Source organism: Pseudomonas sp. P7548 (genome assembly GCF_013386585.1).
In the GTDB taxonomy this organism is placed as follows: Bacteria; Pseudomonadota; Gammaproteobacteria; order Pseudomonadales; family Pseudomonadaceae; genus Aquipseudomonas.
In genome coordinates this window covers 63,987-81,982 of the sequence record NZ_JACARO010000004.1, presented here as the reverse complement: position 1 = coordinate 81,982, position 17,996 = coordinate 63,987, and the positions used below count along the sequence as shown (strand labels likewise).

The window sequence follows — 17,996 nt, the reverse complement described above, 5'->3', positions numbered from 1 at the left end:
GCCATCGCAGGCAAGCCAGCTCCCGCAGGAGAATGGTGGTGATGGTTAAATAGCGCACACACAAAAACGCCCGGCATAACCGGGCGTTTTGTATTGACTTGCTTAGCGAGCGCGGTAAGTGATGCGCCCTTTGCTCAAGTCATAGGGCGTCAGCTCGACGCGCACTTTGTCACCGGTAAGAATACGAATGTAGTTCTTGCGCATCTTGCCGGAGATATGCGCGGTTACGACGTGCCCATTTTCCAACTCCACACGAAACATGGTGTTGGGCAGGGTGTCGACGACAGTGCCTTCCATTTCGAAGCTGTCTTCTTTCGACATGCAGTAAAGCCCTCGGTATCCAGTGAATGGCCCGGTGCAACTGCGCCAGGCAAAAGCGGCGTGCATTGTGCCCGAAAAAGGGTGTTTAAGCCAAGGGGTTCTAGTTAAGCACGACCCATCTTTGATTAATCAGCAGTTCAATGGGCCGATATTGGGTCTTGTAGTTCATCTTTTTGCAGTTTTTGATCCAGTAGCCCAGGTACACCGCTTCCAGTTCCAGGCGCAGGGCTTCGCCGATTTGCCATAGGATGGCAAAGCGCCCGAGGCTGCGGCGCTCTTCGGCGGGTTCATAGAAGGTATAAACCGCCGAAAGGCCGTTGGGCAGCAAGTCGGTGACCGCGACGGCCAGCAGGCGGCCGTTGAGGCGAAACTCATAAAATCGCGAAAACGGCAGGTCGCGCACCAGAAACGTCGAAAACTGATCGCGGCTTGGCGGAAACATATCGCCGTCGGCATGGCGTTGTTCGATGTAGCGCTGGTAAAGGTCGAAATATTCTTCGCTGAACCGAGGTTTGGTGGCGGTGACCGTCAGGTCGGCGTTGCGCTTGAGGATGCGCTTCTGATTGCGGTCCGGCAGGAATTGCGCCACCGGAATGCGCGCCGGTACGCAGGCGTTGCAATTCTGGCAGTGAGGGCGGTACAGGTGGTCGCCGCTGCGCCGGAAGCCCATCTCGGAAAGGTCGGCATACACATGCACGTCCATCGGCTGGCTGGGATCGAGGAACAGCGTCGTGGCCTGCTCGTCGGGCAGATAGCTGCAAGAGTGGGCTTGAGTGGCATAGAACTTCAACCGCGCCAGCTCGGTCATGATCAACCCTCGGGATAAGCTTTGAAATAAGTGTAAGCCAGGTGCGCGCAAGTCGCCTAGGAAACCCACGGTCCAGAGCTGGCTTGGTCCAGGTGGTCGCGCAGGAAACCGGCAAAAACGTCGCGCGGTATGGCCCTGGCGCCGAGGCTGTGCAGGTGGTCATTGGGCATCTGGCAGTCGATCAGGACGAAACCCCAGGCCTGCAGTTGGCGGGTGAGTGTGGCAAAGCCGAATTTCGAAGCGTTGTCGGCGCGGCTGAACATGGACTCGCCAAAGAACAGTTGCCCCATCGCCAGGCCGTACAGGCCGCCCACCAGCGTGCCCGCATCCCACACTTCCACAGAGTGTGCGTAGCCGCGGTGGTGCAGCTCCAGGTACGCATTCTGGATACCTTCGGTGATCCAGGTGCTGTCAGCGTAGGCGCGCGGCGCAGCACAGGCCTGGATGACGGCGGCGAAGTCCTGGTCGAAGGTCACGGTATAGCGCTGCTGGCGCAGCAATTTCGCAAGGCTGCGCGAGACATGCAGCTCGTCGGGGAAGATCACGGTGCGTGGGTCCGGCGACCACCAGAGGATCGGCTGGCCATCGGAGAACCACGGAAAGCAGCCATGGCGGTAGGCCTGGACCAGTCGTTCGGCCGACAGGTCGCCACCGGCGGCCAGCAGGCCATTGGGTTCGCGCATGGCCTTGGCCAGCGGTGGGAAAGTCAAAGAGTCGCGTTGCAACCAGGTCAGCATGGCATCCAGGCTTACGGAAGGGGAGGGGAGTGGCAGATCAGGCGCCTGCCGCACAAGTGCTGATTATTGTCGACGCAGCGCTGTGGGGCCAGCCCGAATCGGGTGTCGGCACGGATTAGCGTGAGCAGGTGTTTCTGCAACTCTGGGTCATCGTCGCGGTCGTAATCGGGTCCGCGCCGTGCAGGCCATTTGCCAAGCTAGTCCGGATTGATAAAAACAGCTCATAAGCCTTTGTCAGCAAAGACAATGCATGCTCAAATTGACCGCGTCATGACAACACAATTGTCTATGCTGCTGGGTAAGGGGCAAGGGCGTGGCATCGGGGGCACAAACCCGTACAATGCGGCCATTGTGGCGTTATCGCCATTTCACCTAGCCGTTATCCGGTGTTAAAAGTAGATTCAACGACATTCGTTCATTTTTCAGCTGCTCGGATTGGGCAGTCATGTGCAGTCATTCAACAGATGGACGCGCTGATGGCGCAGGAATAGACCCGTTTTGAAGAAATCCGCCGCAACACCCAAAGCAGCAGTCGTGCCGGCCTGGCGCCAGCACCTGCATTATCGACTCAAGGAAGGTGCGTTGATCGCGATCGGCGCGCTGTGCCTGTTCCTGATGATGGCCTTGCTCACGTATGGCAAGGACGATCCGGGCTGGAGCCACAACAGCAAGATCGAAGACGTGCAGAACTTCGGCGGGCCTGCCGGTTCCTACAGCGCCGATATCCTGTTCATGGTGCTGGGTTACTTCGCTTACATCTTCCCCTTGTTGCTTGCGATCAAGACCTGGCAGATCTTCCGCCAGCGTCATGAGCCATGGCAGTGGAGCGGCTGGCTGTTTTCCTGGCGCCTGATCGGCCTGGTGTTCCTGGTGCTGTCCGGCGCGGCGCTGGCCCACATTCATTTCCATGCACCCACCGGTCTGCCGGCGGGCGCGGGCGGCGCGCTGGGCGAAAGCCTCGGTGACCTGGCCCGCAGGACCCTGAATATCCAGGGCAGCACCCTGATGTTCATCGCGTTGTTCCTGTTCGGCCTCACGGTGTTCACCGACCTGTCCTGGTTCAAGGTGATGGACGTGACCGGCAAGATCACCCTCGACCTGCTGGAGCTGTTCCAGGGCGCCGCCAACCGCTGGTGGGAAGCGCGTGTCGACCGCAAGCGCATGGTGGCCCAGTTGCGTGAGGTGGACACCCGCGTCAACGAGGTCGTCGCCCCGAGCACACCGGACCGTCGCGAGCAGGCCAAGGTCAAGGAGCGCCTTATCGAGCGCGAACAGGCCCTGAGCAAGCACATGTCGGACCGCGAGAAGCAGGTGCCGCCGGTGATCGCTCCTGCGCCGCCCAAGGCCCCCGAGCCGAGCCATCGCGTGCAGAAAGAGAAGCAGGCGCCGCTGTTTGTCGACAGCGCCGTCGAAGGCACCTTGCCGCCGATCTCGATCCTCGACCCGGCCGAAAAGAAACAACTCAACTATTCCCCGGAATCCCTGGCGGCCGTCGGCCACCTACTGGAAATCAAGCTCAAGGAATTCGGCGTCGAAGTGTCGGTGGACTCCATCCACCCCGGCCCGGTGATCACCCGCTACGAAATCCAGCCCGCCGCCGGTGTCAAGGTCAGCCGTATCGCCAACCTGGCCAAAGACCTGGCTCGCTCCCTGGCCGTGACCAGCGTGCGTGTGGTGGAGGTGATTCCCGGCAAGACCACCGTGGGTATCGAGATTCCCAACGAAGACCGCCAGATCGTGCGCTTCTCCGAAGTGCTGTCGACACCGGAATACGACAACTTCAAGTCGCCGGTCACCCTGGCCCTGGGCCACGACATCGGCGGCAAGCCGGTGATCACGGACCTGGCGAAAATGCCTCACCTGCTGGTGGCCGGTACCACTGGTTCCGGTAAGTCGGTGGGTGTGAACGCGATGATCCTGTCGATCCTGTTCAAGTCCGGCCCGGAAGACGCCAAGCTGATCATGATCGACCCGAAAATGCTCGAACTGTCGATCTACGAAGGCATCCCGCACCTGTTGTGTCCGGTGGTCACCGACATGAAGGACGCCGCCAACGCCCTGCGCTGGAGCGTTGCCGAGATGGAGCGCCGCTACAAGCTGATGGCGAAGATGGGCGTGCGTAACCTGTCGGGTTTCAACGCCAAGATCAAGGAAGCCCACGAGCGCGGCGAGACCATTGACGACCCGTTGTACAGGCGCGAAAGCATTCACGACGAGGCGCCGAAGCTGACCAAGCTGCCGACCATCGTGGTGGTGGTCGACGAATTTGCCGACATGATGATGATCGTCGGCAAGAAGGTTGAAGAACTCATCGCACGTATCGCCCAGAAGGCCCGTGCGGCCGGTATCCACCTGATCCTCGCCACCCAGCGGCCATCGGTGGACGTGATCACCGGCCTGATCAAGGCCAACATCCCCACGCGCATGGCGTTCCAGGTGTCGAGCAAGATCGACTCGCGGACCATCATCGACCAAGGCGGCGCCGAGCAACTGTTGGGCCACGGTGACATGCTCTACATGCCGCCCGGCACCAGTCTGCCGATCCGGGTTCACGGCGCGTTCGTGTCCGACGATGAAGTGCACCGCGTGGTGGAAGCCTGGAAGCTACGGGGCGCACCGGAATACAACGACGACATCCTCAACGGCGTCGAAGAGGCTGGCAGCGGCTTTGAAAACGGCGGCGGTGGCGGTGAAGACGATGCCGAAACCGATGCCCTGTATGACGAAGCCGTGGCGTTTGTGCTGGAAAGCCGTCGTGCCTCGATCTCTGCGGTACAGCGCAAGCTGAAGATCGGCTACAACCGCGCCGCCCGCATGATCGAAGCCATGGAAATGGCCGGCGTCGTCACCGCAATGAACACCAACGGCTCGCGCGAAGTCATTGCCCCCGGGCAGATGCGCGACTGATCCCGCGCCGCGTGGCAGCACGCGGCGCGCCCTGACCATTCAATGAGGACTCCCATGCGTCTTATCCGCATGCTGTTGTTGCCGGCCCTGGCCCTGACCGCTGTTTCGGCCCATGCCGACCCGGCTTCCGTCGCCAGCCTGACCAACCTGTTGGACAAATCCAAGACCCTGACCGCACGTTTCTCGCAGCTGACCCTGGATGCCGGCGGCACCCAGCTGCAGCAAACCGAAGGCGAAATGGCCGTGCAGCGCCCAGGGCTGTTCTACTGGCACACCGAAGGCAAGTCCGAGCAGACCATCGTCTCCGACGGCCAGAAAGTCACCCTGTGGGACCCGGACCTGGAACAGGCGACCATCAAGAAGCTTGACCCGCGCCTGAACCAGACTCCGGCCTTGCTGCTGTCCGGTGATGTGTCGAAGATCAATGACAGCTTCGAGATCACCTCCAAGCAAACCAGCAACGTGATTGAGTTCACCCTCAAGCCCAAATCCAAGGACACGCTGTTCGACAGCCTGAACCTGTCGTTTGGCAACGGTGTGATCAACAACATGCGCCTGATCGACAGCGTCGGCCAGCGCACCGATATCCTGTTCTCCGGGGTCAAGGCCAATGAGCCGGTGCCGGCGTCCAAGTTCAAGTTCGACATCCCCAAGGGTGCCGACGTGATCCAGGAATAATCTGCCCAGAGGTTTCAAACGCTGCCCATGGATTTGTTTCGAAGTGACCCGATTGCTCAACCTTTGGCCGCGCGCCTGCGCTCGACCAACCTGGATGAGTACGTCGGCCAGGAACACCTGCTCGCCCGTGGCAAGCCATTGCGCGAAGCCCTGGAGCAGGGTGCGCTGCACTCGATGATTTTCTGGGGGCCGCCAGGCGTGGGCAAGACCACCCTGGCGCGGCTGCTGGCGAAAGTCTCGGATGCGCACTTCGAAACGGTCTCGGCGGTGCTTGCCGGGGTCAAGGAGATCCGCCAGGCGGTGGACGTGGCCAAGCAGCAGGCCGGGCAGTACGGCAAGCGCACCATCCTGTTTGTCGACGAAGTGCATCGCTTCAACAAGTCGCAGCAGGATGCGTTCCTGCCCTATGTCGAAGACGGCACGCTGATCTTCATCGGCGCCACCACCGAAAACCCCTCGTTCGAGTTGAACAACGCCTTGCTCTCGCGGGCGCGGGTTTACGTGCTCAAGAGCCTGGACGAGGCGGCGATGCAAAAGCTGCTGCAGCGCGCCCTGAGTGAAGACAAGGGGCTGGGCAAGCGCCAGCTGAGCGTCAGTGACGAAGGTTTCAAGATCCTGCTCAGTGCCGCTGACGGCGATGGGCGGCGCTTTCTCAACCTGCTGGAAAACGCCTCGGACCTGGCCGAAGATGGCGGCGAGATAGGCGTCGACCTGCTGCAGAGCCTGCTCGGTGATACCCGTCGTCGTTTCGACAAGGGCGGCGAAGCCTTCTACGATCAGATCTCGGCGCTGCACAAATCCGTGCGTGGCTCCAACCCCGACGGCGCACTGTACTGGTTTGCACGGATGATCGACGGTGGTTGCGACCCGCTCTACCTCGCGCGCCGTGTGGTGCGCATGGCCAGCGAAGACATCGGCAATGCTGACCCGCGCGCGCTGAGCCTGTGCCTTGCCGCGTGGGACGTGCAGGAGCGCCTCGGCAGCCCCGAAGGCGAGCTGGCCGTGGCCCAGGCCATTACCTACCTGGCCTGCGCGCCCAAAAGCAACGCGGTGTACATGGGCTTCAAGTCTGCGTTGCGAGCTGCCGCCGAGTACGGCTCACTCGAAGTGCCGATGCACTTGCGCAATGCGCCGACCAAACTGATGAAGCAATTGGGCTACGGTGATGAATACCGCTATGCCCACGATGAGCCGGACGCCTATGCGGCGGGTGAAGACTACTTCCCCGATGAGCTTGAGCCGCTGGCGCTCTATCAGCCGGTGCCCCGTGGGCTGGAGCTGAAGATTGGTGAAAAGCTCAATCACCTCGCGCAACTGGATCGACTCAGCCCCCGGCAGCGGAGAAAGTAGTGCTCAAGACGATTCTTGCCGTGTCCGCAGCCGGCATCGCTGGTACATTATTGCGTTTCGCTGCGGGCACCTGGGTCAGCGCCAACTGGCCGAAGCATTTTTATGCGGCGACCCTGGCGGTCAACCTGGTGGGCTGCCTGATCATCGGGCTGTTGTACGGCTGGTTCCTGTTGCGCCCGGATGTACCGATTGAAATTCGCGCCGGCTTGATTGTCGGCTTTGTAGGCGGTCTGACGACCTTTTCATCCTTTTCACTGGATACGCTGCGCCTGCTGGAAAGCGGGCAGGCCTTGGTAGCCTTCGGTTATCTGGGCATCAGCGTGTTCGGCGGGCTGCTCGCCACCTGGGCTGGCCTGTCCTTGACCAAACTTTGATAAACGAGAGACCGACATGCTCGATTCCAAACTGTTACGTAGCAACCTTCAGGACGTAGCGGACCGCCTGGCATCCCGTGGCTTTGCCTTGGACGTCGCGCGCATCGAAGCGCTGGAAGAACAGCGCAAGACCGTCCAGACCCGCACCGAAGCACTGCAGGCTGAGCGTAATGCGCGTTCCAAATCCATCGGTCAGGCCAAGCAGCGCGGCGAAGACATCGCGCCGTTGATGGCGGATGTCGAGCGCATGGGCACCGAGCTGTCCGAGGGCAAGGTCGAGCTGGACAAGATCCAGACCGAGCTGGACTCGATCCTGCTGGGCATTCCAAACATCCCCCACGAATCCGTGCCGATTGGTGAAGACGAAGACGGCAACGTCGAAGTGCGCCGCTGGGGCACGCCAACAGCCTTTGATTTCGAGATCAAGGACCACGTCGCCCTGGGCGAACTGACCGGCGGCCTGGACTTCGAAACCGCTGCGAAAATGTCCGGCGCACGCTTTGCCTTGCTGCGCGGTCCTATCGCGCGCATGCACCGTGCCCTGGCGCAGTTCATGATCAACCTGCACACCGCCGAGCACGGTTACGAAGAGGCCTACACCCCTTACCTGGTGCAGGCGCCGGCGCTGGTGGGCACCAGCCAACTGCCGAAATTCGAAGAAGACCTGTTCAAGATCAGCCGCGACGGCGAAGCCGACCTGTACCTGATCCCGACGGCCGAAGTGTCGCTGACCAACATCGTTTCTGGCGAAATTCTCGACGCCAAGCAACTGCCCCTGAAGTTTGTGGCGCACAGCCCATGCTTCCGCAGCGAAGCCGGTGCTTCGGGCCGTGACACCCGCGGCATGATCCGCCAGCACCAGTTCGACAAAGTCGAGATGGTGCAAGTGGTCGAGCCGTCGAAGTCGATGGAAGCCCTGGAAGGCCTGACCGCCAACGCCGAACGTGTTCTGCAACTGCTGGAGCTGCCGTACCGCGTGCTCGCGCTGTGCACCGGCGACATGGGCTTCAGCGCCGTGAAGACCTACGACCTCGAAGTGTGGGTGCCGAGCCAGGACAAGTACCGCGAGATTTCGTCGTGCTCCAACTGCGGTGATTTCCAGGCCCGTCGCATGCAAGCGCGTTTCCGTAACCCGGAAACCGGCAAGCCGGAGCTGGTGCACACCCTCAACGGTTCCGGCCTGGCCGTGGGCCGTACGCTGGTGGCAGTGCTGGAAAACTACCAGCAGGCTGACGGTTCGATCCGCGTACCGGACGTGCTCAAGCCTTACATGGCGGGCGTTGAGGTCATCCGCTAAATGGAATTTCTGCCGCTGTTTCATAACCTGCGCGGCAGTCGTGTGTTGGTCGTCGGTGGCGGGGAGATTGCCTTGCGCAAATCCCGGCTGCTGGCCGACGCCGGTGCGTTGCTGCGGGTGGTTGCTCCCCAGATCGAAAGCCAGCTCAACGAGCTGGTGCTGGGCAGTGGCGGGGAACTGATTTTGCGCGGTTACCAGGAGGCCGACCTCGACGGGTGCACCCTGATCATCGCCGCCACCGACGATGAGCCACTGAACGCGCAAGTGTCCAGTGATGCCAAGCGTCGTTGCGTGCCGGTCAATGTGGTGGACGCGCCGGCCTTGTGCAGCGTGATCTTCCCGGCGATTGTCGACCGTTCACCGTTGGTGATTGCAGTGTCCAGCGGTGGCGATGCGCCGGTGCTGGCACGCTTGATCCGCGCCAAGCTGGAAACCTGGATCCCGTCCACCTACGGCCAACTGGCCGGGTTGGCGGCGCGTTTTCGTGCCCAGGTGAAGAATTTGTACCCGGATGTGCAGCAACGTCGCGCGTTCTGGGAAGACGTCTTCCAGGGCCCGATTGCCGACCGCCAACTGGCCGGGCAGGGCGCCGAGGCCGAGCGGCTGTTGATCGAGAAGGTCAACGGCGCACCGCCAGACGCGCCGGGTGAGGTGTACCTGGTGGGCGCCGGCCCCGGCGACCCGGACCTGCTGACCTTCCGCGCCTTGCGCCTGATGCAGCAGGCTGACGTGGTGCTGTACGACCGCCTGGTCGCACCGGCGATCCTTGAGCTGTGCCGTCGTGACGCCGAGCGCGTGTACGTCGGCAAGCGCCGCGCCGATCACGCTGTGCCGCAAGACCAGATCAACCAGCAATTGGTCGACCTGGCCAAGCAAGGCAAGCGTGTGCTGCGCCTCAAGGGTGGCGATCCGTTCATCTTTGGGCGCGGCGGCGAAGAGATCGAGGAATTGGCGGCCCACGGCATCCCGTTCCAGGTGGTGCCGGGTATCACGGCGGCCAGCGGTTGCGCGGCGTATGCCGGGATCCCGCTGACCCATCGCGATTATGCGCAGTCGGTGCGGTTCATCACCGGGCATTTGAAGGATGGCACGTCGGACCTGCCTTGGCATGACCTGGTAGGCCCTTCGCAGACCCTGGTGTTCTACATGGGCCTGATCGGTTTGCCGATCATCTGCGAACAATTGATCAAGCATGGTCGTGCGGCGGATACGCCAGCGGCGTTGATTCAGCAGGGCACCACCTCCAACCAGCGCGTGTTCACCGGCACCCTGGCCGACTTGCCGCGCATGGTGGCGGAGCATGAAGTGCATGCCCCGACACTGGTGATCGTTGGCGAGGTGGTGGTGCTACGCGAGAAGCTCAAGTGGTTCGAAGGCGCCCAATCTCAACTCTGAACCTTGTAGTGAGCGGGCTTGCCCCGCGCCGCAGTGTGTCAGGCAGACTCTAGGCGCCTGGTATATCGCCGCGCGGGGCAAGCCCGCTCACTACAGATTTACCGTTTAATCGTTCGCGGTTGTGCTGGGTATCGAACGATTGCGAGGGCCCTTTAGGCACAATCCCCGTCGGATTGATCGTGCGATGGCTCGCGTAGTAATGCCCCTTGATGTGCGCAAAATCCACCGTCTCGGCCACTCCCGGCCACTGATACATTTCCCTTAACCAGTTCGACAGGTTCGGATAATCCGCAATCCTGCGCAGGTTGCATTTGAAGTGCCCGTAATACACCGCATCAAAGCGAATCAGCGTGGTGAACAGGCGCACGTCGGCTTCGGTCAGGTACTCACCGGCCAGGTAACGATGCTCGCCCAGGTGCTGTTCCAGGTGATCCAGCTCGGCAAACACATCATCAAACGCACGCTCATACGCCTGCTGCGACGTGGCGAAGCCTGCGCGGTACACGCCGTTGTTCACGGCGGGGTAGATGCGCTCGTTCAGGGCGTCGATGGTCGGGCGCAAGGCCTCGGGGTAGAAGTCCAGGGTGTTGCCGGTCAGGCCGTTGAAGGCGCTATTGAACATGCGGACGATCTCCGCCGACTCGTTGCTCACGATGCGCTTGAGCTTTTTGTCCCACAGCACCGGCACCGTGACGCGGCCGGTGTAATCGGCGTTATCGGCGGTGTAGCGTTGGTGCATGAAATTGAAGTCATCCAGCGTGTCGCCGGTGGAGCCGTGGGCCTTGTCGAAGGTCCAGCCGTTCTCCAGCATCAGCCAACTGACCACCGACACGTCGATTAGGTCTTCCAGGCCCTTGAGCTTGCGCAGGATCAGGGTGCGATGGGCCCAAGGGCAGGCCAGGGATACATACAGGTGATAGCGGCCGGCCTCGGCCTTGAAGCCGCCTTCGCCGCTCGGGCCGGGCGCGCCGTCGGCGGTGACCCAGTTCCGGCGTTGTGCCTGTTCGCGTTGGAATGCGCCATCGGCGCTACTTTCGTACCACTGGTCTTTCCAGTGTCCTTCGATCAGCAAGCCCATGACTGGCTCCTCGGCTAATAAGCGTTGGAGGCCAGTCTAAAGGGCTGAGTTCGATTTAAAAGCGCAAAGACCGGGCGTGAATAATCGATTAAATCGATTTATCCCGCGCGTCCCAGTACTGCTGGGCCAGCACGAACGCCTGTTCCCGCGGGTGACCGAGGCCACGCAAGGCCAGGGCCATGGTGGCGATCAGGGCCAATTGCGGGTAGCTGTCTTCGACATCGCCACGCCACAGGGCCTTGAGGTGTTCGGGATCCAGCGCCGCCGGCTTGACGTGGCGCTGTGCGGAGAGGGCAGGCCATTCTTCGTCCCAGCTTTCGCCACCGGTGGTGCCGTACAGATGGCTGGCGGAGTCGGGATTGATCTCGATTTCGCCGCCATCGCCTTTCACCACAATCACGTTATCGCCCAGCAGGCCGCTGGCATCGCGGTGCACGCCCTGATAGCCCGGGTGAAAGATGCTTTGCAGGCCCAGGCGCGCATTCAGCGGGTTGAGCAGGCGCGCCAGGGAGTGGATCGGCGAGCGCAGGCCCAGGGTGTTGCGCAAATCGATCATGCGTTGCAGTTGCGGTGCCCAGTCGCCCAGCGGGATAAACGCCAGGTTGCCATGCTCATAGGCCGCCTCGACCTGCTGCCAAGTGCGGCACAGCGGGATCTGCAAACCTTCCAGCAATTGTTCGGTGTACAGCCGACCGGCCGTGTGCGCGCCGCCGCCGTGCATGAGGATGCGCACGCCGTTCTGTGCCAGGCATTTGGCCGCCAGCAGGTACCACGGCAGGTGGCGCTTCTTGCCGGCGTAGGTCGGCCAGTCGATATCCACGTTCAACGCCGGGGCGTCGAGGCGTTCGCGCACGGCTTCGGTGAAGCCGGCGAGTTCTTCCGGGCTTTCTTCCTTGTGGCGCAGCAGCATCAGGAAGGCGCTGAGCTGGGTGTCTTCGACTTTTTCATCGAGCAGCATGCCCATGGCTTCGCGGGCTTCCTCGCGGGTGAGGTTGCGCGCGCCGCGCTTGCCTTTGCCCAGGATGCGCACGAACTGCGCAAACGGGTGTTCGGCCGGGGTTTGTAGGGTCAGCGGGGCAAAGTCGGTCATAAGCAATTCGTCGGCCTGGGCAGGCCCGCCAGCTTGGCGGCGAGTTTGGCGGGAGTGCCGTTGAACAGTTTGTTGAGGTGCAGGCTGTTGCCCTTTTCCGGGCCGAGCTTCAAGGCGGTGTACTTGATCAGCGGGCGCGTGGCCGGGGACAGCTGGAACTCGGCGTAGAAACCGCGCAGCAGTTCGAGGATTTCCCAGTGGGCCGGGGTCAGCTCCAGGGACTCGGCGGCGGCCAGGGCGTTGGCCACGTCGGCAGACCATTGGTTGAGGTCGACGAGGTAGCCGTCCTTGTCCAGCTCAAGGGTGTGTTCGCCTACGGTCAGGGTGTTCATAGCCAGGTGTTGACCTTGTCGTAGTCGATCGACAACTGCACGAAGCCCGGGTAGTCGACGCTGTCGGCCCAGTCCGGCAGGGGCAGGTTACGTGCCTGCATGTCTTCGGCCAGCACAAACACCTTCACGCCCTTGGTGTGCAGGGCGGGGGCATGGAGCCCGTAGGCGCCGTCGCCGCACAGCAGGATTGCGTCCTCGGTGCCGCAGATACGCAGGCAGCTGTCGAGACGGCTATCGGAAAACGGCGAGTGAGACACCACGTGTAAAGTCGACATCAGAGGGTAATCACCTGGTCGTAACGGTCAATCAATTCGGAAATGGCTTCGTTGCTCAATGGTTGCGCCTCGGTGGGCGGCGTCAAGCCACGCACGGCCATGCTATGACGGCAGACAAATACGTCGTCGATGCCGAACAGCCCCAATGCCTGCAGGTTGGCGCTGAGGTCCTTCTGTTGTACGGCCTTGGCATTCTGGTGCGGTGCGAGCTGGAACACGCCGTCATCCATGAACAGCAGGCCGATCGGCAGATCGAAGGCGCCACCGGCCAGCACGATGTCCAGGGCTTCCCGCGCACTCGGACCGGACCAGGGCGCCTGGCGACTGATCACCAATAAGGATTTGGACATCTCACGGCCCTCCAAAGCAGATCAGGCGGTCGGCGACCTGCGCAGCATCGTGCAACTGCCCCAGGCCGGAGAGCGCCCACGGCGCTTCCAGGTTCACCGCGCTGCGTTGATAACGCGTGGCTTCCTCCTGGTTGAGCACGCCACGGCGCAGGGCGGCGGCGATGCACACCACGCCGTCGAGGCTGTGCTCGCTGACAAATTCGCGCCATTGGCGGGCGATGTCTTGCTCGTCCTGAGGGGCGACGATGGCGTTGGAAGCGCTGTACACGCCGTCCTGATAGAAAAACAGCCGCACGATCTCATGCCCGCCGGCCAGCGCGGCCTTGGCAAACAGCAAGGCGCGGCGCGAGGAGGGCGCATGGGCGGCGGAAAACAGGGCAATTGCAAACTTCATGGAACACTCTGCCAGCAAACGTGGGCCAATGATAAAGCCGCCGCCACGAAAAAGCCCGCCGTGATCAAAACGGTCACTGTCGCTGACCGTTCCGGCGATTGCCGACGGGCCCAAGGCTGCCTAGTCTGTGGGCACCCGAAACGGAATTGGAGTGCCCATGTCAGGTCCCTTGGCGTCCCTCAAAGTACTGGATTTCTCCACCTTGCTGCCCGGCCCGTTTGCGTCGTTGATGCTGGCGGACATGGGCGCCGAGGTGCTGCGTATCGAATCGCCCACACGCCCGGACTTGCTGCGGGTGTTGCCGCCCCACGACCGCGGCACTTCGGCGAGCCACGCCTACCTCAATCGCAACAAACGCAGCCTGGCGCTGGACCTCAAACAGGCCGAGGCGCTGGAGATCGTGCGCGCGCTGGTCAAGGAATACGACATCGTCTTGGAGCAGTTCCGGCCCGGCGTGATGGAGCGCCTGGGCCTGGGGTATGAGGCGCTGAAGGCGATCAACCCCGGGCTGATTTATGTGTCGATCACCGGTTATGGCCAGACCGGCCCCTACAAGGACCGCGCCGGGCACGACATCAATTACCTGGCGCTGGCGGGGGTGGCCAGCTACACCGGGCGCGAGGACAGCGGGCCGGTGCCGCTGGGCGTACAACTGGCGGATGTGGGCGGGGGCTCGTTGCATGCGGTGGTGGGATTGCTGGCCGCGGTCATCGCCCGGCAACAGAGCGGGGTGGGCCAGTACCTGGATGTGAGCATGACCGATTGCTCGTTCAGCTTGAACGCCATGGTCGGCGCAGGCTACCTGGCGTGCGGGGTAGCGCCGGCGCGGGAAAACCATGTGCTGAACGGCGGCAGTTTCTATGACTACTACCGCTCGCGGGATGGGCGCTGGATGTCGGTGGGCAGCCTGGAGCCGGCGTTCATGCAGCAGCTCTGCGAGGCGTTGGGGCGGCCGGAGTTGGCGGCGCTGGGCTTGTCACCCAAACTCAAGGCCGCGCTGCAGGTTGAATTTGAGAAGCGCAGCTTTGATGAGCTGTGTGAGCTGTTCGCCGGGGTGGATGCGTGCGTGGAGCCGGTGTTGAGCTTGAGTGAGGCTGTGGCGCATCCACAGCTCAAGGCGCGGCAGCTGGTGAGCCAGGTGCCGAGGGGGGATGGGTCGACCCAGGCGCAAATTGCTTGCCCGTTGAAATTTTCCGAGGGTTTGCCAGCCCCCAAGCATATTGGGGCCGCCGTGGGGGCGCACACGGATGAAGTGCTGGCAGAGCTGGGTTTCAGTGTTCAGCAGATAGATGCCTGGCGGCAAACCGGCGCAATCCTGTAGGAACCGGCTTGCCGGCGATGGCGATCTTGAGGGCGCAATCGCCGGCAAGCCAGCTCCTACAGAGAAGGTCATTCCACCCGGGTTTCCCCGGTAAACACCAAGGTCTGCCGGCACCGCCGACACAAATACCGCCGCCCCTGAGCGACGAGCCCATGGCGCTGCGACGAAAACGGAAAATCACTGTCCGCACACGGGCAGCGGTAGATATAGCGAGTCACCTGGCGGCGCTTCACTTCATAGGTGTGGCAACGATCAGGCGGCAGCTCGTAGACCCCACGCATGATCAATTGCCATTCCTCGCCATGGGGCTGGATGCGCTCGCCAAATAATTGGTGGGCGATCAGGTGCGCCACTTCGTGGGCCACGGTCTGCTTGAGGAAGTGCTGGGTGTTTTCACGGTACAGCTGTGGGTTGAAACGCAGCAGGTTCTCGTGCAAATGCGCGACACCGGCCTTCTGGCCCCGCAGCTTGAGGCTGACCTGGGGGCGTTTGAAACTTCGTTTGAAAAAGGATTCGGCTTGTAGGAAACAATCTTCGACGCGGGTATTGAGTTGCTCGGGCATGCTTTACATATCTCCAGAGACCTCCAGTATGCCGCAAAGCTGGGTGTTTCCGAATCTGTCAGGCGCCGAATGGTCATGCATAACGCACAAAGCCACCTTGCGGTGGCCTTGCTCACAGTTTGAAACTGGCTAGTTGGTGTAGATCGGCCCCACGCCCAGGCCCCACACGATCACGGTAAACGCCATGATCGCCACCAGCACCACCAGGCCCACGGCCAATACCGAGCTGGAAAACAGGAAGCCCTCATCCGGGTCGATGTTCATGAAGGTCGGCAGGCCCACATACAACAGGTACACCGTGTAGCAGATCGCCGCCGTACCCACGATCATGCCCAGCCACATATGCGGGTAGAGCGCGGCCAACCCACCGATGAACAGGGGGGTGGCGGTGTAGGTGGCAAACGCGACGCAGCGCGCCATGCTGGGGTTGGCGTCGTAGGTGCGCGCCATCCAGTGGATGAACGCACCCATCACCGCCACGCCGCCGAGCATGGCCGCGTAGGACATGAGGGTCATCCATAACGCGCTTTCCTGGGTCAACATCACCGGCGCACGGCTGCCGATGACCCAACCGACCTGGGTGGTACCGATAAAGGCTGATATGGCGGGGATCGCCGCGAGAATCAGGGTGTGAGTGAGGTACATGTGGCCGATGCTTTCTTCTTTATCGCCACGGATTTCCCGCCATTCCTGGTCGGGATGGGTAAAAAGCCCCACGACGTGATGGATCATGCCAGTCACTCCTGTCGTTATTACCATCGCCCCCCATCGGAGCGCCCACGGGCCAAATGGCCACAAAGGTCTGGATATATGTGCGACCTCAAGTCGCAGTATAGGAAGTGATGACCGGAAAAACTGTAGGGCTTTAGAGCAAATCGCGCTGTAAACGGGGGGCTTAATCGCGGCGAGGTCTGTCTGGACTGCCACGGTCGATGTGGGAGCTGGCTTGCCTGCGAAAGCGGCGGGTCAGAAACAAATGAGCTGGCTGACCCACTGCTTTCGCAGGCAAGCCAGCTCCCACATTGGATCGGCGTCGCCCATTGAAGTATTTTTGCGTAAAATGCTGCGCTTTTCGTCACACACCTCTAGCGGATCCAAGCGCCATGGGCACTCTTACGGTCAACCAGAACAAACTGCAAAAACGCCTGCGTCGCCTGGCCGGTGAAGCGGTCGCCGATTTCAACATGATTGAGGACGGCGACAAGGTCATGGTCTGCCTCTCCGGCGGCAAAGACAGCTACACCATGCTCGACGTGCTGTTGCACCTGCAGAAGGTCGCACCGATCAAGTTCGAGATCGTCGCCGTCAACATGGACCAGAAACAGCCGGGCTTCCCGGAGCATGTGCTACCGGCCTACCTCAAAGAGTTGGGCGTGGAGTACCACATCGTCGAGAAAGACACCTATTCGGTGGTCAAGGAACTGATCCCTGAAGGCAAGACCACCTGCTCGCTGTGCTCGCGCCTGCGCCGTGGCACGCTCTATACGTTCGCTGATGAAATCGGCGCAACAAAAATGGCACTGGGGCATCACCGCGACGACATCGTCGAGACCTTTTTCCTCAATATGTTCTTCAACGGCTCCCTCAAGGCGATGCCGCCCAAGCTGCGTGCCGACGACGGGCGCAACGTGGTGATTCGCCCGCTGGCGTATTGCAACGAGAAGGACATCCAGGCCTACTCCGACCTCAAGCAGTTCCCGATCATCCCGTGCAACCTGTGCGGCTCCCAGGAAAACCTGCAGCGCCAGGTGGTCAAGGAGATGCTGGTGGACTGGGAACGCAAGACCCCGGGCCGTACCGAGAGCATTTTCCGCAGCCTTCAGAATGTACAGCCGTCACAGTTGGCTGACCGCAACCTGTTCGATTTCACCAGCTTGAAGATCGACGAGACGGCCGCATCGCGCTTCGTCAATGTTGTGAACCTCTGAGCGATTCCAATGCTCTGACACACGGCGCTCGCGGGCGCCGTTTTCAATTCCATTGCCAGGAGAGGGCATGCGCGATTACAAGTGGCTGCACGAATATTGTCTGAACCGTTTTGGTTCGGCGGCCGAGCTGGAAGCCCACCTGCCTGTACCCCATACCCCGGCGCAATTGCGCAAGATCAGCGATGATCGTTATCTGTCCACCCTGGCGCTACGGGTGTTTCGCGCGGGGCTCAAGCACAGCGTGGTGGATGCCAAGTGGCCGGCGTTCGAAAAAGTGTTTTTCGGCTTCGACCCGGAAAAAGTCGTGCTGATGGGCGCCGAGCATTTGGAGCGACTGATGCAGGACACCAGCATCATCCGTCACTTGGGCAAGCTCAAGAGCGTGCCGCGCAATGCGCAGATGATCCTCGACATCCAGCAGGAGAAGGGCAGCTTCGGTGCCTTTATCGCCGACTGGCCGGTGACGGATATCGTCGGGCTGTGGAAGTACCTGAGCAAACACGGGCACCAGTTGGGCGGGCTGTCGGCGCCGCGCTTCTTACGCATGGTGGGCAAGGATACATTCGTGCCGAGTTATGACGTGGTGGCGGCTTTGAACGCGCAGAAGATCATCGACAAGGTGCCCACCAGCTTGCGGGATCTGGCGACGGTGCAGGGGGCGTTCAACCAGTGGCATGCCGAGAGTGGGCGGCCGATGTGCCAGCTGTCGATGATGCTGGCTTATACGGTGAATCATTGAGATTGAGGTGATGCCATCGCCGGCAAGCCGGCTCCTACAGGGGAATGCATTCCAAATGT

At 61.6% G+C, this 17,996-nt stretch carries 20 protein-coding genes; 9 read left to right on the top strand and 11 right to left on the bottom strand.

Features of this window, described 5'->3' with window-relative positions:
- Positions 1 to 102: 102 nt before the first annotated feature.
- The 3 genes from infA to aat form a co-directional block, all read right to left on the bottom strand.
- On the bottom strand, positions 103 to 321 hold the full coding sequence (infA, locus tag HX803_RS02550; RefSeq protein ID WP_002553999.1) for a translation initiation factor IF-1: 219 nt from the start codon (positions 319 to 321) through the stop codon (positions 103 to 105).
- A gap of 100 nt (positions 322 to 421) precedes the next feature.
- Positions 422 to 1,129 carry an arginyltransferase gene (locus HX803_RS02545; protein ID WP_178918791.1) on the bottom strand — a complete coding sequence of 236 codons (708 nt, stop codon included), beginning with the start codon at positions 1,127 to 1,129 and terminating at the stop codon, positions 422 to 424.
- A 56-nt stretch (positions 1,130 to 1,185) separates the two neighbouring features.
- Positions 1,186 to 1,866: a leucyl/phenylalanyl-tRNA--protein transferase gene (aat, locus tag HX803_RS02540; protein WP_178918790.1), complete on the bottom strand. Its 681-nt coding sequence runs from the start codon at positions 1,864 to 1,866 to the stop codon at positions 1,186 to 1,188.
- Between the two features lie 498 nt (positions 1,867 to 2,364).
- Between aat and HX803_RS02535 the strand changes: the two genes are divergently transcribed.
- Genes HX803_RS02535 through cysG form a run of 6 tightly spaced genes read left to right on the top strand, consistent with a single transcriptional unit; the run spans position 2,365 to position 9,867 of the window.
- The gene (locus tag HX803_RS02535; protein WP_178918789.1) at positions 2,365 to 4,773 is read left to right on the top strand and encodes a DNA translocase FtsK; all 2,409 of its coding nucleotides are present in this window, start codon (positions 2,365 to 2,367) and stop codon (positions 4,771 to 4,773) included.
- Positions 4,774 to 4,827: 54 nt separating this feature from the next.
- The gene (lolA, locus tag HX803_RS02530; protein ID WP_176995486.1) at positions 4,828 to 5,451 is read left to right on the top strand and encodes an outer membrane lipoprotein chaperone LolA; all 624 of its coding nucleotides are present in this window, start codon (positions 4,828 to 4,830) and stop codon (positions 5,449 to 5,451) included.
- A gap of 27 nt (positions 5,452 to 5,478) precedes the next feature.
- Positions 5,479 to 6,801, top strand: a complete 1,323-nt coding sequence (locus HX803_RS02525; protein ID WP_178918788.1) for a replication-associated recombination protein A — start codon at positions 5,479 to 5,481, stop codon at positions 6,799 to 6,801.
- Complete coding sequence (gene crcB / locus HX803_RS02520) at positions 6,801 to 7,175, top strand: fluoride efflux transporter CrcB (RefSeq protein ID WP_178918787.1); 375 nt, start codon at positions 6,801 to 6,803, stop codon at positions 7,173 to 7,175. Before HX803_RS02525 ends, crcB begins: the two co-directional genes overlap by 1 nt.
- Positions 7,176 to 7,191: 16 nt before the next feature.
- Positions 7,192 to 8,472, top strand: a complete 1,281-nt coding sequence (serS, locus tag HX803_RS02515) for a serine--tRNA ligase (RefSeq protein ID WP_178918786.1) — start codon at positions 7,192 to 7,194, stop codon at positions 8,470 to 8,472.
- Positions 8,473 to 9,867: a siroheme synthase CysG gene (gene cysG / locus HX803_RS02510; protein ID WP_178918785.1), complete on the top strand. Its 1,395-nt coding sequence runs from the start codon at positions 8,473 to 8,475 to the stop codon at positions 9,865 to 9,867. It abuts the gene before it with no gap.
- Positions 9,868 to 9,916: 49 nt separating this feature from the next.
- On the opposite strand, the gene HX803_RS02505 is transcribed toward cysG, so the two are convergent.
- The 6 genes from HX803_RS02505 to tusD all read right to left on the bottom strand — a co-directional run bounded on the left by HX803_RS02505 (position 9,917) and on the right by tusD (position 13,386).
- On the bottom strand, positions 9,917 to 10,945 hold the full coding sequence (locus tag HX803_RS02505) for a glutathione S-transferase family protein (protein ID WP_178918784.1): 1,029 nt from the start codon (positions 10,943 to 10,945) through the stop codon (positions 9,917 to 9,919).
- An 88-nt stretch (positions 10,946 to 11,033) separates the two neighbouring features.
- Positions 11,034 to 12,035 (bottom strand): glycosyl transferase family protein, encoded by a 1,002-nt coding sequence (locus HX803_RS02500; RefSeq protein ID WP_178918783.1) that lies wholly within the window; start codon positions 12,033 to 12,035, stop codon positions 11,034 to 11,036.
- Positions 12,032 to 12,367, bottom strand: coding sequence for a TusE/DsrC/DsvC family sulfur relay protein (locus HX803_RS02495; RefSeq protein ID WP_178918782.1), 336 nt, complete (start codon positions 12,365 to 12,367; stop codon positions 12,032 to 12,034). The genes HX803_RS02500 and HX803_RS02495 overlap by 4 nt, the downstream gene beginning before the upstream one ends.
- Entirely contained in the window at positions 12,364 to 12,642 is a 279-nt protein-coding gene (gene tusB, locus HX803_RS02490) for a sulfurtransferase complex subunit TusB (RefSeq protein WP_177052075.1), read from the bottom strand. The genes HX803_RS02495 and tusB overlap by 4 nt, the downstream gene beginning before the upstream one ends.
- Positions 12,642 to 12,992, bottom strand: coding sequence for a sulfurtransferase complex subunit TusC (tusC, locus tag HX803_RS02485; RefSeq protein ID WP_178918781.1), 351 nt, complete (start codon positions 12,990 to 12,992; stop codon positions 12,642 to 12,644). Before tusC ends, tusB begins: the two co-directional genes overlap by 1 nt.
- Position 12,993: 1 nt before the next feature.
- Entirely contained in the window at positions 12,994 to 13,386 is a 393-nt protein-coding gene (tusD, locus tag HX803_RS02480) for a sulfurtransferase complex subunit TusD (RefSeq protein ID WP_178918780.1), read from the bottom strand.
- Between the two features lie 157 nt (positions 13,387 to 13,543).
- On the opposite strand from tusD, the gene HX803_RS02475 reads away from it, so the two are divergent.
- Positions 13,544 to 14,707, top strand: coding sequence for a CaiB/BaiF CoA-transferase family protein (locus tag HX803_RS02475; protein WP_178918779.1), 1,164 nt, complete (start codon positions 13,544 to 13,546; stop codon positions 14,705 to 14,707).
- A 68-nt stretch (positions 14,708 to 14,775) separates the two neighbouring features.
- Here the strand turns inward: HX803_RS02475 and HX803_RS02470 are convergent, their stop codons facing one another.
- Positions 14,776 to 15,270, bottom strand: a complete 495-nt coding sequence (locus HX803_RS02470) for a SprT family zinc-dependent metalloprotease (protein ID WP_176995498.1) — start codon at positions 15,268 to 15,270, stop codon at positions 14,776 to 14,778.
- Between the two features lie 129 nt (positions 15,271 to 15,399).
- Complete coding sequence (locus HX803_RS02465; protein ID WP_178918778.1) at positions 15,400 to 16,002, bottom strand: Yip1 family protein; 603 nt, start codon at positions 16,000 to 16,002, stop codon at positions 15,400 to 15,402.
- A gap of 371 nt (positions 16,003 to 16,373) precedes the next feature.
- Between HX803_RS02465 and ttcA the strand changes: the two genes are divergently transcribed.
- Positions 16,374 to 17,198 carry a tRNA 2-thiocytidine(32) synthetase TtcA gene (gene ttcA / locus HX803_RS02460; protein WP_176995500.1) on the top strand — a complete coding sequence of 275 codons (825 nt, stop codon included), beginning with the start codon at positions 16,374 to 16,376 and terminating at the stop codon, positions 17,196 to 17,198.
- 67 nt (positions 17,199 to 17,265) lie between these two features.
- Positions 17,266 to 17,937 (top strand): DNA-3-methyladenine glycosylase I, encoded by a 672-nt coding sequence (locus tag HX803_RS02455; protein WP_176995501.1) that lies wholly within the window; start codon positions 17,266 to 17,268, stop codon positions 17,935 to 17,937.
- Positions 17,938 to 17,996: the final 59 nt, after the last annotated feature.

Bases quoted from the DNA above. Each gene is read 5' to 3' on its own strand.
- tusD (WP_178918780.1), bottom strand. From the start codon at position 13,386: ATGAAGTTTGCAATTGCCCTGTTTTCCGCCGCCCATGCGCCCTCCTCG.
- HX803_RS02475 (WP_178918779.1), top strand. From the start codon at position 13,544: ATGTCAGGTCCCTTGGCGTCCCTCAAAGTACTGGATTTCTCCACCTTG.
- cysG (WP_178918785.1), top strand. From the start codon at position 8,473: ATGGAATTTCTGCCGCTGTTTCATAACCTGCGCGGCAGTCGTGTGTTG.
- ttcA (WP_176995500.1), top strand. From the start codon at position 16,374: ATGGGCACTCTTACGGTCAACCAGAACAAACTGCAAAAACGCCTGCGT.
- tusC (WP_178918781.1), bottom strand. From the start codon at position 12,992: ATGTCCAAATCCTTATTGGTGATCAGTCGCCAGGCGCCCTGGTCCGGT.
- HX803_RS02505 (WP_178918784.1), bottom strand. From the start codon at position 10,945: ATGGGCTTGCTGATCGAAGGACACTGGAAAGACCAGTGGTACGAAAGT.
- serS (WP_178918786.1), top strand. From the start codon at position 7,192: ATGCTCGATTCCAAACTGTTACGTAGCAACCTTCAGGACGTAGCGGAC.
- HX803_RS02455 (WP_176995501.1), top strand. From the start codon at position 17,266: ATGCGCGATTACAAGTGGCTGCACGAATATTGTCTGAACCGTTTTGGT.
- infA (WP_002553999.1), bottom strand. From the start codon at position 321: ATGTCGAAAGAAGACAGCTTCGAAATGGAAGGCACTGTCGTCGACACC.
- aat (WP_178918790.1), bottom strand. From the start codon at position 1,866: ATGCTGACCTGGTTGCAACGCGACTCTTTGACTTTCCCACCGCTGGCC.
- HX803_RS02465 (WP_178918778.1), bottom strand. From the start codon at position 16,002: ATGATCCATCACGTCGTGGGGCTTTTTACCCATCCCGACCAGGAATGG.
- lolA (WP_176995486.1), top strand. From the start codon at position 4,828: ATGCGTCTTATCCGCATGCTGTTGTTGCCGGCCCTGGCCCTGACCGCT.
- HX803_RS02525 (WP_178918788.1), top strand. From the start codon at position 5,479: ATGGATTTGTTTCGAAGTGACCCGATTGCTCAACCTTTGGCCGCGCGC.
- HX803_RS02495 (WP_178918782.1), bottom strand. From the start codon at position 12,367: ATGAACACCCTGACCGTAGGCGAACACACCCTTGAGCTGGACAAGGAC.
- HX803_RS02470 (WP_176995498.1), bottom strand. From the start codon at position 15,270: ATGCCCGAGCAACTCAATACCCGCGTCGAAGATTGTTTCCTACAAGCC.
- tusB (WP_177052075.1), bottom strand. From the start codon at position 12,642: ATGTCGACTTTACACGTGGTGTCTCACTCGCCGTTTTCCGATAGCCGT.
- HX803_RS02545 (WP_178918791.1), bottom strand. From the start codon at position 1,129: ATGACCGAGCTGGCGCGGTTGAAGTTCTATGCCACTCAAGCCCACTCT.
- HX803_RS02500 (WP_178918783.1), bottom strand. From the start codon at position 12,035: ATGACCGACTTTGCCCCGCTGACCCTACAAACCCCGGCCGAACACCCG.